11 protein-coding genes are annotated in these 14,076 nt (G+C 62.7%); 9 read left to right on the top strand and 2 right to left on the bottom strand.

Annotated elements, in window-relative coordinates; genetic code table 11:
* Window positions 1-62: 62 nt before the first annotated feature.
* The gene (locus ACEWE8_RS15115) at window positions 63-1,058 is read right to left on the bottom strand and encodes an alpha/beta hydrolase family protein (RefSeq protein WP_046787578.1); all 996 of its coding nucleotides are present in this window, start codon (window positions 1,056-1,058) and stop codon (window positions 63-65) included.
* Between the two features lie 95 nt (window positions 1,059-1,153).
* Between ACEWE8_RS15115 and ACEWE8_RS15110 the strand changes: the two genes are divergently transcribed.
* The 9 genes from ACEWE8_RS15110 to trpE all read left to right on the top strand — a co-directional run bounded on the left by ACEWE8_RS15110 (window position 1,154) and on the right by trpE (window position 11,930).
* Window positions 1,154-3,541, top strand: a complete 2,388-nt coding sequence (locus ACEWE8_RS15110; protein ID WP_046787579.1) for a PAS domain S-box protein — start codon at window positions 1,154-1,156, stop codon at window positions 3,539-3,541.
* Window positions 3,542-3,548: 7 nt separating this feature from the next.
* On the top strand, window positions 3,549-4,181 hold the full coding sequence (locus ACEWE8_RS15105; RefSeq protein WP_174142587.1) for a response regulator transcription factor: 633 nt from the start codon (window positions 3,549-3,551) through the stop codon (window positions 4,179-4,181).
* 211 nt (window positions 4,182-4,392) lie between these two features.
* Window positions 4,393-5,517, top strand: a complete 1,125-nt coding sequence (locus ACEWE8_RS15100; RefSeq protein ID WP_039601666.1) for an ABC transporter ATP-binding protein — start codon at window positions 4,393-4,395, stop codon at window positions 5,515-5,517.
* Window positions 5,518-5,557: 40 nt separating this feature from the next.
* Window positions 5,558-6,592: an ABC transporter substrate-binding protein gene (locus tag ACEWE8_RS15095; protein WP_046787581.1), complete on the top strand. Its 1,035-nt coding sequence runs from the start codon at window positions 5,558-5,560 to the stop codon at window positions 6,590-6,592.
* Window positions 6,593-6,659: 67 nt separating this feature from the next.
* Window positions 6,660-7,907: an ABC transporter permease gene (locus tag ACEWE8_RS15090; protein ID WP_046787582.1), complete on the top strand. Its 1,248-nt coding sequence runs from the start codon at window positions 6,660-6,662 to the stop codon at window positions 7,905-7,907.
* Window positions 7,908-7,918: 11 nt separating this feature from the next.
* The gene (locus tag ACEWE8_RS15085) at window positions 7,919-8,746 is read left to right on the top strand and encodes an ABC transporter permease (protein WP_012316549.1); all 828 of its coding nucleotides are present in this window, start codon (window positions 7,919-7,921) and stop codon (window positions 8,744-8,746) included.
* Window positions 8,747-8,891: 145 nt separating this feature from the next.
* Window positions 8,892-9,566: a ribulose-phosphate 3-epimerase gene (gene rpe, locus ACEWE8_RS15080; protein WP_012316548.1), complete on the top strand. Its 675-nt coding sequence runs from the start codon at window positions 8,892-8,894 to the stop codon at window positions 9,564-9,566.
* Window positions 9,563-10,381 carry a phosphoglycolate phosphatase gene (locus ACEWE8_RS15075; protein WP_046787583.1) on the top strand — a complete coding sequence of 273 codons (819 nt, stop codon included), beginning with the start codon at window positions 9,563-9,565 and terminating at the stop codon, window positions 10,379-10,381. Before rpe ends, ACEWE8_RS15075 begins: the two co-directional genes overlap by 4 nt.
* A gap of 67 nt (window positions 10,382-10,448) precedes the next feature.
* Complete coding sequence (gene trpE / locus ACEWE8_RS15070; RefSeq protein WP_046787584.1) at window positions 10,449-11,930, top strand: anthranilate synthase component I; 1,482 nt, start codon at window positions 10,449-10,451, stop codon at window positions 11,928-11,930.
* A gap of 36 nt (window positions 11,931-11,966) precedes the next feature.
* On the opposite strand, the gene estP is transcribed toward trpE, so the two are convergent.
* Window positions 11,967-13,856 (bottom strand): esterase EstP, encoded by a 1,890-nt coding sequence (gene estP, locus ACEWE8_RS15065; protein ID WP_046787585.1) that lies wholly within the window; start codon window positions 13,854-13,856, stop codon window positions 11,967-11,969.
* Window positions 13,857-14,076: the final 220 nt, after the last annotated feature.

Here is a 14,076-nt window from a genome sequence, read left to right as displayed (position 1 = left end):
GAGCGGCGCTGTACCTGTGGCAGCCAGCCTGCCGGTGCAACGGCCGGAGCTGGCCCGTCACTTCATTCCTGCGGGCTCATCCACCCCCTGGCCCGGCGGAACAACTGTTCCTGTTCCGCGCTCTTGTTCCCCGGCATCGCAATCAGCGAAAGCTGCTTGTACTGGCTGTCTTTCTGGCGCTTGCTGGCCTGCAGGCGTTGCATGGCGGCATTGCGGTCGCCGGTGCGGGTTGCGTAGTAGATATCGGCAGTCGGCACTTTGAGGGTAGGTGTCAGGCTTTCCAGATCGTGCTCGACCCTTGCCGGGGTCTGCGCGGCGATCATCACCAGCTTCTGTACCTGCGGTGGTTGCTTTTCGCCCAGGTAGCGGGCTGCCCAGTAGGCGCCGCTGCCATGGCCGATCAGCACGATGCTGCGTGAGTTCTGTTGCTGAGCGTACGCCACCGCAGCATCCAGGCGCGCGAAGATGCGTTCGGCATCAGCCTGATCGTTCTGTTCGCTGGCCTGTTCGGCATCGGTGCTTTCTGCCGTGTCGGCATCCGCCGCAGTAGCCTGGGCCACGTTGGCGTTGGCATCGACGGGGGTTTCCTTTGCCGGTGCGCTCTCGCCCTGGTCTGGCTGCGGTGCGGCAGCTGGCGTGGCCTGGACCCGTGCCTGTGGGCTATCGGCGAGCAGGTCGGGCAGGCTCATGCTGAGGCTGTTCCAGCCGGCGTCAGGGAACTTGCGTCGCAATGGGCCGACCGCATTGGGCCAGTCGGCGGTTTCTCCGGCGCCAGGGACGATGATCACCGTGCCTTGCGGGTCGCTGTCGTTGGCTGGTTTCCACAGGGCCAGGAAGCTGTCGGAGCCAGCGTCCAGCGTTTGCTGCTCGGCTTTGGGCAACAGGCGTTCAAGGGCCTGCGCATCTTCCTGGCTACGCTCCAGTAGCGGTGGGCGTGGCGCAGGTGCGGCGGCAGCCTCTGCGGTTGCTGGTTTTTCGGCGTCGGCGGCCAGGGCGCCAAGTGGTAGGAGCGAGGCAAGGCAGCACATTGCCAGCGTCGTGCGATAAAGTGTGAACATGAATCAACCCAAGGCCAGAATGATACCGGCAGCCTAATAGTATTTGCCCGCGACGGCCATGCTGCATGGCCGCCCTTGCCAAGACGAGCGTGTAGATGAAGCGATTGCGTCGCCTGTTGGTTATCGGCTGCTTGTGGCTACCCTTGATTGCCTTGGCAAGGCCTGAGGCAGCACCTGCGGTGGTACTCGAACCTGCCCAGCAGCAATGGCTGGACACCCATCGCAGCCTGCGGGTCGGCCTGGTGCTGCAGGCGCCCTATGCCCAGTTCGACCGCCGTCTGCAGCAACTCTACGGGGCCAATGTCGAGCTGGTGAACTGGCTGGCGCAGGCGCTCAAGCTGGACCTCACCTGGCGTAACTTCACTGACCAGGCCAGCCTCGAACACGCCCTGCAGGCGGGTGAAATCGACTTTGCCCCGGGCCTTACACAAACACCGGCCAGCTTGCGTCTGTGGTTGTTCAGCGACCCCTACATGCGTGTGCCGCAACTTGTGGTGGGGCCGCGGACCGGTGCGTTGGCCGTCGAGCTGGAAAAGCTTGAGGCCAACGAGCGTGTGGCGGTACGCATGCCCAGCGTGCTGGCCGATTACCTGCGGGGCAATTACGCCAATCTCAACCTGCAAGGTGTGCCCAACGAGCGCCAGGCCTTGCAACTGGTGGTAGGGGGCCAGGCCAGCTACGCGGTGCTGGATGAAGCCCAGCTCAGCCGGTTGTCCCGTGAAAGCGAGTTCGGTGACCTGGCAGTGCTCGGCGATATCGGCCTGCCGCAATTATTGCGCGTGGGTTCGCGGCGTGACTGGCCGTTGCTGGCCGATGTGCTTGAACGGGGCCTGCAGGCCATGCCCGCCAAAGAGCTGGAGCAACTGCATCAGCGTTGGTTGCAGCCCAAATACCCGCGTCTGAGCGAATCCACCGGTTTCTGGCAAAACCTTGCGTTGCTGTTCGGCATGTTGCTGCTGTGTGCCGGGGCCACCCTGGTGTGGCAGCGCCGCCAGCAGCGCCAGCTCGAGCGTAGCCTGCTGGCGGCGCGGGAGCACCTGGCTGAGCGGCAGGTGCGCGAGGAGGCACTGCGCCTGAGCCAGTTCGCCATCGACCAGAGTACGGTGGGCATCCTCTGGGTCAACTGGGACAGCCACGTGCGTTACGCCAACCACGCGGTGGGGCGCATGCTGGGTTATGCCGAGGCGGCGTTGCTGGAGCGTCCGCTGAGCGACTTCGAGCCGAACCTGAGCATGGACCGCTGGCTGCAGTTGTGGCGGGCCGCGCGAGCCGGGGAGGCCGGGGCTCGGCAGTTCGAAACCCAATGCCTGTGCGCCGACGGCAGTCTGTTGCCTGTTGAGTTGTCGTTGAGCTTCCTGCGCTTTCGCGATGCCGAGTACCTGGTGGTGTACCTTGCCGATGTCACCGAACGCCACCGCGCCCTGGCGGCGCTGCGTGAAAGCGAGGCGCGGCTCAAGGGTATTGCTGGCAATGTGCCGGGGCTGGTGTTCCGTCTGGAGCCCGCACCAGCGGAAGGGGACCCGGAGTTTCCCTATATCAGCGAGGGCAGTGAGGCGTTGGTGGGTTATACGCCCGCGCAGATCCAACACCCGCAGATGGGCTTGCGCAATCTGGTCCACCCGCAAGATCGTGCTGACTACCACCAGGTGCAGGACTTGGCCATTGCCAGCGATCAGGACTGGTCCTGGCAAGGGCGAATCCTCACCCGTGAAGGTGAGCAGCGGTGGGCCGACATCAAGGCCAGTACCCGCCGCCTGGCCAACGGCCGGGTGGTCTGGGACGGTATTGTCTGGGACATTACCCAGAGCAAGCGCGCGGAGCTGGCGCTTGCGAGGTCCCAGGAGCAACTGCGTGAACTGTCGGCACACCTGGAGAGCGTGCGCGAGGAAGAAAAGGCCCGTATCGCCCGCGAAGTGCACGATGAACTGGGGCAGATGCTGACCGTGCTCAAGCTTGAAGTGTCGATGTGCGAACTGGCTTTTGCCGAGCTCGACCCTGCGCTGAACGAGCGCCTGGCCAGCATGAAGCGCCTGATCGCTCAGCTGTTCCAACTGGTGCGCGATGTGGCAACGGCGTTGCGCCCGCCGATCCTGGACGCCGGCATCGCCTCGGCCATCGAATGGCAGGCACGGCGCTTCGAAGCGCGCACACAGATCCCCTGCCTGGTGCAGGTACCGGATAATCTGCCAGCATTGAGCGATGCAAAAGCCATCGGCTTGTTCCGTATCCTGCAGGAGGCTCTGACCAACGTAATGCGCCACGCCCAGGCGCACAGTGTGGAGGTAGAGCTGGTGCGCGAGGGCGAAAAACTGCGTATGACGGTCAGTGATGACGGTAGCGGGTTCTGCCTGGACCAGGCACGGCCGACCTCGTTCGGCCTTGTGGGGGTGCGTGAGCGGGTACTGATGCTCGGTGGCAGCATGGTGTTGAATAGCGAGCCAGGTGAAGGCACCAGCCTGAGCGTGACCATAGCGTTGGATTAGGAGAACGATCGTGATTCGAGTGCTGGTGGCCGAAGACCACACCATTGTCCGCGAAGGCATCAAGCAGTTGATCGGCCTGGCCAAGGACATGCAGGTGGTGGGGGAAGCCGGTAATGGTGAACAGCTGCTGGAAACCCTGCGCCACACCGCCTGCGAAGTGGTGTTGCTGGATATCTCGATGCCCGGTGTCAGTGGGTTGGAGGCGATTGCGCGGATCCGCGCGCTGCACAACCCGCCGGCGATCCTGATGCTGTCGATGCACGACGAAGCGCAGATGGCCGCGCGCGCGCTCAAGGCCGGCGCTGCCGGCTATGCCACCAAGGACAGTGACCCTGCCTTGCTGCTGACCGCAATCCGGCGGGTGGCCGGCGGTGGGCGCTACATCGATCCGGCGTTGGCCGACCGCATGGTCTTCGAGGTCGGCCTGACCGAAACTCGGCCGCTGCATACTCTGCTGTCGGAGCGCGAGTTCTCGGTGTTCGAACGCTTGGCTCAAGGTGCCAACGTCAACGATATCGCTCAGCAGCTGGCGCTCTCCAGCAAGACCATCAGCACCCACAAGGCGAGGCTGATGCAGAAGCTCAAGGTCAACTCGCTGGCTGAACTGGTCAAGTACGCCATGGAGCACAAGCTGGTATGACCGTTCTGTTTGCGACATAGGTTATCTGCCAGGCACCGCTTTCCCGCTGGCTGGCTGAGACTGGCATTCCAATCCCGCCATCGGTGTAGGGCAATCCCTACACAAACTCTTCCAGCCGGATGATGGCATTCTCTCAGCGCCCCCGATTTCCGGGCGCTTGCGTCTTCTTTAGTCTTTGCCTACGCAGTCATTCCAACAAGAAGGTGCAGGCATGAGCGAGGCGAATTCGAACGCGACCACCGGTGAGACGCTGGTCAGTTTCCGTGGTGTGCAGAAGAGCTACGACGGCGAATCGCTGATCGTCAAAGACCTCAACCTGGACATTCGCAAGGGTGAATTCCTCACCTTGCTCGGCCCTTCCGGCTCGGGCAAGACCACCAGCCTGATGATGCTGGCGGGTTTCGAGACCCCGACCGCCGGTGAAATCCAGTTGGCCGGGCGCTCCATCAACAACGTGCCGCCGCACAAACGTGACATTGGCATGGTGTTCCAGAACTACGCACTGTTCCCCCACATGACCGTCGCGGAAAACCTCGCTTTTCCGCTGAGCGTGCGCAACCTGAGCAAGACCGACATCAGTGAGCGGGTCAAGCGGGTACTGAACATGGTGCAGCTCGATGCCTTCGCCAAACGCTACCCTGGCCAGCTTTCCGGTGGCCAGCAGCAGCGCGTGGCCTTGGCCAGGGCGTTGGTGTTCGAGCCGCAGCTGGTGCTGATGGACGAGCCGCTCGGCGCGCTGGACAAGCAGCTGCGTGAACACATGCAGATGGAGATCAAGCATATCCACCAGCGCCTGGGTGTAACCGTGGTCTACGTAACCCACGACCAGGGCGAGGCGTTGACCATGTCCGACCGTGTGGCCGTGTTCCATGAGGGCGAGATCCAGCAGATCGCCGACCCGCGCACTCTTTATGAGGAGCCGCGCAACACCTTCGTCGCCAACTTCATCGGCGAGAACAACCGCATCAACGGCACGCTGCTGGCCAGTGACGGTCATCGTTGCCAGGTGCAGCTGGCCCGCGGCGAGCGGGTCGAGGCGCTGGCGGTGAACGTCGGCCAGGCTGGGGAGCCGGTGACCCTGTCGGTACGCCCGGAGCGCGTGCGCCTCAATGGCCACAGCCAAAGCTGCGTCAATCGCTTCTCCGGCCGCGTGGCCGAGTTCATCTACCTGGGCGACCATGTACGGGTGCGTCTGGAAGTCTGTGGCAAGGCTGACTTCTTCGTGAAACAGCCGATTGCCGAGCTCGACCCGGCCCTTGCCGTGGGCGATGTGGTACCGCTGGGCTGGGAGGTGGAGCACGCGCGCGCGCTCGATCCGATTGCCGAAGCCCACTGATGGATTGCTTCACCAACCCTGTACTGTGGAGAGAATAATAATGCGCAAGCAGCTGAAACTGACCGCCCTGGCCCTTGGCCTGTTCGCCGCCGGCCAGGCCATGGCGGCAGACCTGACCGTAGTGTCCTTCGGCGGCGCCAACAAGGCGGCCCAGGTCAAGGCGTTCTACGAGCCATGGGAGAAGGCCGGCAAGGGCAAGATCGTCGCTGGCGAGTACAACGGTGAAATGGCCAAGATCAAAGCCATGGTCGACACCAACAGCGTGTCTTGGCACCTGGTGGAGGTGGAGTCGCCAGAACTGGCCCGTGGTTGCGATGAAGGCATGTTCGAGGAGCTCGACCCGGCTCTGTTCGGCAACGAAAGCGATTATGTGAAGGGCGCCATCCAGCCGTGCGGCGTAGGCTTCTTCGTTTGGTCCACGGTGCTGGCCTACAACGCTGACAAGCTCAAGACAGCCCCGACCAGCTGGGCCGATTTCTGGGACACGAAGAAATTCCCGGGCAAGCGCGGCCTGCGCAAGGGCGCGAAGTACACGCTCGAGTTCGCCCTGATGGCCGACGGCGTTGCGCCCAAGGATGTGTACCAGGTGCTGGCCACCAAGGGCGGCGTGGACCGCGCCTTCAAGAAACTCGACGAACTCAAGCCAAGCATCCAGTGGTGGGAAGCGGGCGCCCAGCCGCCGCAGTACCTGGCCTCTGGTGATGTGGTCATGAGCTCGGCCTACAACGGGCGCATTGCTGCGGTGCAGAAAGAGAGCAACCTCAAGGTGGTGTGGAACGGTGGCATCTACGACTTCGACGCTTGGGCCATCCCGAAAGGGGCCAAGAATGTCGAGGAAGCGAAGCAATTCATCGCTTATACCGTTCAGCCCGAGCAGCAGAAGACCTACTCCGAGAACATCGCCTACGGCCCGGCCAACTCCAAAGCCGTGCCGCTGCTGGCGGACGCGGTGAAGAAGGACATGCCGACCACGCCTGAAAACATCGCCAACCAGGTGCAGATCGATGTGGCCTTCTGGGCCGACAACAGCGAGCAACTGGAGCAACGCTTCAACGCCTGGGCGGCGAAGAAGTAAGGCGCCTCGAAGGAGCGCCGGCCCGTTGGCTGGCGCTCCCTGTTCCCCTGTTTTTGCGGAGTTCGCCATGGCCATTGCAGTGCCCCTCAACGAAGGCGCAGGTCCAAGTCTCAAGCAGCGCCTCAAGCACGCCGAGCGGGTCAACCGCTGGAAGGCGCAGGCGCTCATCGCGCCGCTGGCGCTGTTTCTCCTGCTGGTGTTCCTGGTGCCCATCGCGGCGCTGCTGTTCAAGAGCGTCGACAATCCGGAAGTGGTCGGCGGCCTGCCGCGCACGGTCCAGGCTGTGTCGCAGTGGGATGGCAAGAGCCTGCCTGGCGAGGAGGTTTACAAGGCCCTGAGCCAGGACCTGGCCGAATCGCGCAAGAACCAGACCTTGGGCGACCTGTCCAAACGCCTGAACATGGAGCTGGCCGGCTACCGCAGCCTGCTCTCCAAGACCGCTCGGGCGCTGCCGTTCAAGGCCGAACCTGCCTCTTACAAAGAGGCCTTGCAGGCCCTCGATGAACGTTGGGGCGACCCGGCTTACTGGCAGGCGATCCGCCGCAACACCAGCAGTGTGACTTCTTATTACCTGCTGGCATCGGTCGACCACCGTATCGATGACCTCGGCGAGTTGGCCAAGGCCACCCCCGACCAGTCCATCTACCTGGACATCTTTGCCCGCACCCTGTGGATGGGTGTGGTGATCACGGCCATCTGCCTGGTGCTGGCGTATCCGCTGGCTTACCTGCTGGCCAACCTGCCGACCCGCCAGGGCAACCTGCTGATGATATTGGTGTTGCTGCCGTTCTGGACGTCGATTCTGGTGCGGGTGGCTGCATGGATCGTACTGCTGCAGTCAGGCGGCCTGATCAACAGTGCATTGATGGCCATGGGCATCATCGATCAGCCGCTGGAGCTGGTGTTCAACCGCACCGGCGTGTACATCTCGATGGTCCACATCCTCTTGCCGTTCATGATCCTGCCGCTATACAGCGTGATGAAGGGCATTTCGCCGAGCTACATGCGTGCAGCGATCTCCTTGGGTTGCCACCCGTTCGCCAGCTTCTGGCGGGTGTACTTCCCGCAGACCTACGCGGGCGTGGGCGCCGGTTGCCTGCTGGTGTTCATCCTGGCCATCGGTTACTACATCACCCCGGCGCTGCTCGGCAGCCCGAACGACCAGATGGTCAGCTACTTCGTGGCCTTCTATACCAACACCAGCATCAACTGGGGCATGGCTACCGCGCTGGGCGGGCTGTTGCTGCTGGCGACCGTGCTGCTGTACCTGATCTATAGCTGGCTGGTCGGTGCCAGCCGCCTGCGCCTGAGCTGAGGAGCCTAGTGATGCTTAGCCCATACATGTCGCCCGTGGAACGGGTGTGGTTCTACAGCCTGCGTATCCTTTGTGGCCTGATATTGCTGTTTCTGGTGTTGCCGGTACTGGTGATCGTGCCGCTGTCGTTCAACAGTGGCAGCTTCCTGGTGTACCCACTGCAAGGCTTTTCCCTGCAGTGGTATCACGATTTCTTCGCCTCGGCCGAGTGGATGCGCGCCCTGAGGAACAGCGTCATCGTCGCCCCGGCGGCCACGCTGCTGGCCATGGTGTTCGGTACGCTGGCAGCGATCGGGCTTACCCGCGCCGATTTTCCGGGCAAGTCGCTGGTCATGGCGCTGGTGATTTCGCCGATGGTGGTGCCGGTGGTGATCATTGGTGTAGCCAGCTACCTGTTCTTTGCCCCGTTGGGGATGGGTAACAGCTTCATTTCGCTGATCCTGGTGCACGCGGTGCTGGGTGTGCCGTTCGTCATCATTACCGTGTCGGCGACCTTGCAAGGCTTCAATTACAACCTGGTGCGTGCGGCTGCCAGCCTGGGGGCCTCACCGGTGGTTGCGTTTCGCAGGGTCACCTTGCCGCTGATCGCCCCCGGGGTGATCTCTGGGGCGCTGTTCGCCTTCGCGACCTCGTTCGATGAGGTGGTGGTGACGCTGTTCCTCGCCGGGCCAGAACAGGCCACCCTGCCGCGGCAGATGTTCAGCGGCATTCGCGAGAACCTGAGCCCGACGATTGCAGCGGCGGCGACCTTGCTGATCGGTTTTTCGGTGGTGCTGCTGCTGACCCTGGAGTGGCTGCGCGGGCGCAGTGAGAAGCTGAGGACCCAGCAGCCTGCGTGATTGATCGGCCTTTTCGCAGAACTGCCTGCGAAAAGGCCGATGCTGGCGTCGCAGTGACCCCTTCACACGGATTGATGCCAATCAGCCCCTATCCAGTTCCCTGAGTTACAATGCGCGCCACCTAGATTCTGCCAACAGGTGCGCCATGCAGCCCTACGCTATTGCCCCCTCCATTCTCTCCGCCGATTTCGCCCGTCTGGGCGAGGATGTCGACAAGGTACTGGCCGCGGGTGCCGACATCGTCCACTTCGACGTGATGGACAACCACTACGTACCCAACCTGACCATTGGCCCGATGGTCTGCACCGCCTTGCGCAAGTACGGCGTGACCGCACCGATCGATGTGCATCTGATGGTCAGCCCGGTAGACCGCATCATCGGTGACTTCATCGAAGCCGGTGCCAGCTACATCACCTTCCACCCGGAAGCCTCGCAGCACATCGACCGCTCGCTGCAGCTGATCCGTGACGGTGGCTGCAAGGCCGGCCTGGTGTTCAACCCGGCCACCAGTCTGGACGCGCTGAAGTACGTGATGGACAAGGTCGACATGGTGCTGCTGATGAGCGTCAACCCAGGCTTTGGCGGGCAGAAGTTCATCCCTGGCACCTTGGACAAGCTGCGCGAAGCCCGTGCGCTGATCGACGCCAGTGGCCGTGATATTCGCCTGGAAATCGACGGTGGGGTGAACGTCAACAACATCCGCGAAATCGCTGCCGCTGGCGCAGATACCTTCGTCGCCGGCTCGGCGATCTTCAACGCGCCGGATTATCAGGAAGTGATCGCCAAGATGCGCGCCGAACTGGCTCAGGCCCGCCCATGAGCGGCTTCGAGCAGCTGTTCCCCGGGACGCTGCCCAGGCTGGTGATGTTCGATCTGGACGGTACCTTGATCGATTCTGTCCCCGACCTGGCCGCAGCCGTTGACCGTATGCTGCTCGAACTTGGCTATCCGGCCGCCGGCCTTGACGCCGTGCGGCACTGGGTCGGCAACGGCGCACCGGTGCTGGTGCGCCGCGCACTTGCCGGCGGCCTTGACCACGCGACCGTAGACGATGAACTGGCCGAGCGCGGCCTTGCACTGTTCATGGAGGCGTACGCCGAAAGCCATGATCTGACGGTTGTCTACCCTGGTGTGCACGACACCTTGCGCTGGCTGCGCAAGCAGGGCGTGGAGATGGCGCTGATCACCAACAAGCCTGAACGCTTCGTCGCACCGTTGCTCGACCAGATGAAGATCGGCCGTTATTTCCGCTGGATCATCGGCGGCGATACCCTGCCACAAAAGAAGCCCGACCCTGCTGCGTTGCTGTTCGTCATGAAAATGGCCGGCGTGAAGCCCGGCCAGGCGCTGTTTGTGGGGGACTCGCGCAGTGATGTGCTGGCGGCCAAAGCTGCCGGCGTGCAGTGCGTTGGGCTGAGCTATGGCTATAACCACGGCCGGCCGATCGATGAGGAAGCGCCCAGCCTGGTCATAGGCGACCTGCGCCTGCTGCTGCCTGGTTGCGTAGTCACCGACACTGGGATAACGTTGGCGGACCTTCAAGCCTCACAAGACAGAGAGCCCACCGTGGTGGTTACCGGCAAATTCTGGATGAAAGTCATCAAGGCCCTGGCCCGTTGGCGTTGGCGCGCCTGACTTCTGCCCGCCGGCCTTTGCCGGCCCGTCCGTTTGCCCGACTCTCATTGTTGCTCCGAGGCTACTCATGACCCGCGAAGAATTCCTGCGCCTGGCCGCTGCCGGCTACAACCGCATTCCATTGGCCTGTGAAACCCTGGCCGACTTCGATACCCCGCTTTCTATCTACCTGAAGCTGGCAGACCAGGCCAACTCGTACCTGCTCGAGTCGGTGCAGGGCGGTGAGAAGTGGGGCCGTTATTCGATGATCGGCCTGCCGTCGCGCACGGTGATGCGTGTGCATGGCTATCACGTGAGCATTCTGCACGATGGCGTGCAGGTCGAAAGCCATGATGTCGAAGACCCGCTGGCATTCGTCGAAACCTTCAAGGACCGCTACAAGGTCGCTGATATTGCCGGCCTGCCGCGTTTCAACGGTGGCCTGGTCGGTTACTTTGGCTATGACTGCGTTCGCTACGTGGAAAAGCGCCTGGGCGCCTGCCCCAATCCTGACCCGCTGGGCGTGCCGGATATCCTGCTGATGGTTTCGGACGCGGTGGTGGTGTTCGACAACCTGGCCGGCAAGATGCATGCGATCGTACTGGTCGACCCGTCCGAAGAGCAGGCTTTCGAGCAAGGCCAGGCGCGCCTGCAAGGCCTGCTGGCCAAGCTGCGCGAACCCATCACGCCGCGACGCGGCCTGGACCTGAGCGGCCCCATGGCGGCAGAGCCGGCGTTCCGCTCCTCCTTCACCCAAGAGGATTACGAGCGCGCTGTGGACACCGTGAAGGAGTACATCCTGGCCGGTGACTGCATGCAAGTGGTGCCGTCCCAGCGCATGTCGATCGACTTCAAGGCAGCGCCCATAGACTTGTACCGTGCGCTGCGCTGCTTCAACCCGACGCCATACATGTACTTCTTCAACTTCGGGGACTTCCACGTTGTTGGCAGTTCGCCGGAAGTGCTGGTGCGGGTGGAAGACAATCTGGTCACCGTGCGCCCGATTGCCGGTACCCGTCCAAGGGGGGCCAACGAGGAGGCCGACCGAGCGCTGGAAGACGACCTGCTGTCGGACGACAAGGAGATCGCCGAGCACCTGATGCTCATCGACCTGGGCCGCAACGATGTGGGCCGTGTGTCCTCCACCGGTAGCGTGCGCTTGACCGAAAAGATGGTGATCGAGCGCTACTCCAATGTCATGCACATCGTTTCCAACGTGACCGGGCAACTGGCCGAAGGCTTGACCGCGATGGATGCACTGCGAGCGATTCTGCCGGCAGGTACCTTGTCGGGTGCACCGAAGATCCGCGCGATGGAGATCATCGACGAACTGGAACCGGTAAAGCGTGGCGTCTACGGTGGTGCGGTGGGCTACTTTGCCTGGAATGGCAACATGGATACCGCGATTGCCATTCGCACGGCAGTGATCAAGGACGGCGAACTGCATGTGCAGGCAGGTGGCGGCATTGTCGCCGACTCGGTGCCGGCGCTGGAGTGGGAAGAAACCATCAACAAGCGCCGGGCGATGTTCCGTGCGGTGGCGTTGGCTGAGCAACGTCCTGCCGAGTAATTCACAGGCGTGGGGCCGCATGGCGGCCCCATCCGGTTAAAAGTCGACGCTGACGCCCAAGCTTATTCCTTGCTGGGTCAACTCGTCGCTCTTGCGCCAGTTGTAGTTCCCGCGCAGGTGCACCCCCGCCACCAGCTCATGGCTGACCCCAAGGCTGGCATGAGTCAGGTCGCTCTGCGGTGTGTACCCGGTCAGCGTGAAGTCATTGGCTGGCAGTGTCGTCAGGTGCATCGTCACATCCTGCTGGTCATCCTCGAACTCATGCTCTTGCGCCACCTCGGCAAACAGCCTGGTGCTGGCCAGTACCTGCACGCTGCCCAGCAACCCTACGCCCAGGCGACGCGAAGTGCGCTCCTGGTCATCGAAGCCCAGTGCCGTCGACCGTCCGCTCTTCTCGTCATAACCATCCACCTTCACCCGCGCGTAGTCGGCGCTGATGAACGGCGCCAGCTGCCAGTGACTGCTATCGGCTGCCAGGTTGTATCCCAGGCGACCTGTCACGGCCCAGGCTTCGCCGTTGGTATCACCTTTCTCGCTTCGGTCGTTCACGCCCAGGGCGAAGGTGCGTTTGAGGTCCTGATAGTCAAGGTGCCCTGCGCTCAGCGCTGCGTCGGCCCACCAGCGGTCCTCACGAAACTGGGCGAAGGCACTGGCCAGGTAGCTGTCGAGCTTGTAGTCCGAGTCTTGTTCGCCTGCCTCCAGTTTCTGGCGATAGACCCCGCCGGCAAGCCCTAAGCGCCAAGCGTCGTTCAGCCGGTAGCTGCCACCCAGGGTGAGGTTGTAGCCGCGCCCGTCAGCGTTGGCAGAACTGCGCTCGCCGTCGAAGTCCAGATCTTGCGCGCCAGTGGCAACAAAGGCCTGCCATTGGCCAGCCGCCTGCCAGGGCGCCTGCCATTGATTACGTAGTTCGTCCTGATGCGCGCGCAGGCTGGCGTGGGCCATTTCCGGCAGCAGCGTCAGCTCCCAGGGTGCGGAAAGGATCGAGTAGCCGTAGTCGGCAATCAGTTGCTGGCCGGCGATCGTTGGGTGTACCGAGTCGTTGAACAGCAGCTTGGTGGGGTCGGGCGTGGTGCCATTGATGCCGTACAGCGGGTTTGCCACGCAACTGTTGCCGCTGTAGCAGGTGCCGACCAGATTCTGCCCGCTGGCCAGGCCGAATTGCGTCGGGCTGGCCAGTGCTTCGTTCAGCAGTACGGGAATGTTCAGTGGAATGATTTCGGCATCGATCTGGCCCAGTTGGCTGACCAGTGACTGGTTGAACACGCTGGACAGTTGCGACAGGGCGTTTTGCTGCGGGGTGCCACTGAAGTTCGGCGTCTGGCCGAGGTCGGGTAGCAGCCAGACCATGATGTAGCGGGCACCGCCTTGTTGCAGGGCCTGGGCGCTGGCGGCCAGGCGCGATCCTGCGGCGGCGGCATCGGCAGGGCTGCTCACCAGGCCTTGCAGAAAGTCGTTGCCGCCACCGGTCAGGTAGTAGAGGGCATTGGGGTCTGCGCGCAAGCCATTGGCCAGATACCCGGGCTTGTCGCGTAGTACCAGGCCGGCAAAAGGTTGGCCTGGCGGAATGACTGTCTCGGAAGTGGTGGTGATCGAATCCAGGATCTGCTGCGTGGTGTAGCCGCCAACGGCCCAGTTGTTGCCGTCGGGGCGTATGCCGAGGGACGTGGACGGATTGAGATCTTCCGCGCTCACACCCAGGCGTGCGCCGAGGATCATCGGCGAGACAGGTGCAAAGTTGCCATTCTCATCACGGTTGGTAAAACGCATACCGGCAGTACCGCCGGTCAGGTCAGGAAATTGCCCGGCATCGCTGAGGCTGTCGCCGAAGACGATCATTGTCGAGTAAGGCGAGGGGGCTGCGAAAGCTTGGCTGCAGGCGAGCGCCAACGTAGCCAAGGTGAAACGTAGCAAAGGTGCTTTTCGCATCTGGGAACATCCTTTTCATTGTTTTTATGAGGACAACCCGATCGACCTTAGCAAATCGCGGGGCATGCCTTCCAAGTCCATTCGTTTCCCGTATTTACGGGCATATTGCGCCCGCCGCGCCGGTAGGCTACTGTGCCTGCAAGTATGAGCGAGACCTATCCCGTGTTGATCGTCAGCAAACTCTTGATGCGCGTTATCAAGGCCCACGCCCGTTGGCGTT

The sequence above is a fragment of the Pseudomonas sp. TR47 genome (genome assembly GCF_044143025.1).
GTDB lineage: Bacteria > Pseudomonadota > Gammaproteobacteria > Pseudomonadales > Pseudomonadaceae > Aquipseudomonas > Aquipseudomonas putida_E.
The sequence above is the reverse complement of the archived record's forward strand: the minus strand, read 5'-3'. Positions and strand labels throughout refer to the sequence as shown.

Bases quoted from the DNA above. Each gene is read 5' to 3' on its own strand.
- estP (WP_046787585.1), bottom strand. From the start codon at position 13,856: ATGCGAAAAGCACCTTTGCTACGTTTCACCTTGGCTACGTTGGCGCTC.
- ACEWE8_RS15110 (WP_046787579.1), top strand. From the start codon at position 1,154: ATGAAGCGATTGCGTCGCCTGTTGGTTATCGGCTGCTTGTGGCTACCC.
- ACEWE8_RS15085 (WP_012316549.1), top strand. From the start codon at position 7,919: ATGCTTAGCCCATACATGTCGCCCGTGGAACGGGTGTGGTTCTACAGC.
- ACEWE8_RS15095 (WP_046787581.1), top strand. From the start codon at position 5,558: ATGCGCAAGCAGCTGAAACTGACCGCCCTGGCCCTTGGCCTGTTCGCC.
- rpe (WP_012316548.1), top strand. From the start codon at position 8,892: ATGCAGCCCTACGCTATTGCCCCCTCCATTCTCTCCGCCGATTTCGCC.
- ACEWE8_RS15090 (WP_046787582.1), top strand. From the start codon at position 6,660: ATGGCCATTGCAGTGCCCCTCAACGAAGGCGCAGGTCCAAGTCTCAAG.
- ACEWE8_RS15100 (WP_039601666.1), top strand. From the start codon at position 4,393: ATGAGCGAGGCGAATTCGAACGCGACCACCGGTGAGACGCTGGTCAGT.
- ACEWE8_RS15075 (WP_046787583.1), top strand. From the start codon at position 9,563: ATGAGCGGCTTCGAGCAGCTGTTCCCCGGGACGCTGCCCAGGCTGGTG.
- ACEWE8_RS15115 (WP_046787578.1), bottom strand. From the start codon at position 1,058: ATGTTCACACTTTATCGCACGACGCTGGCAATGTGCTGCCTTGCCTCG.
- trpE (WP_046787584.1), top strand. From the start codon at position 10,449: ATGACCCGCGAAGAATTCCTGCGCCTGGCCGCTGCCGGCTACAACCGC.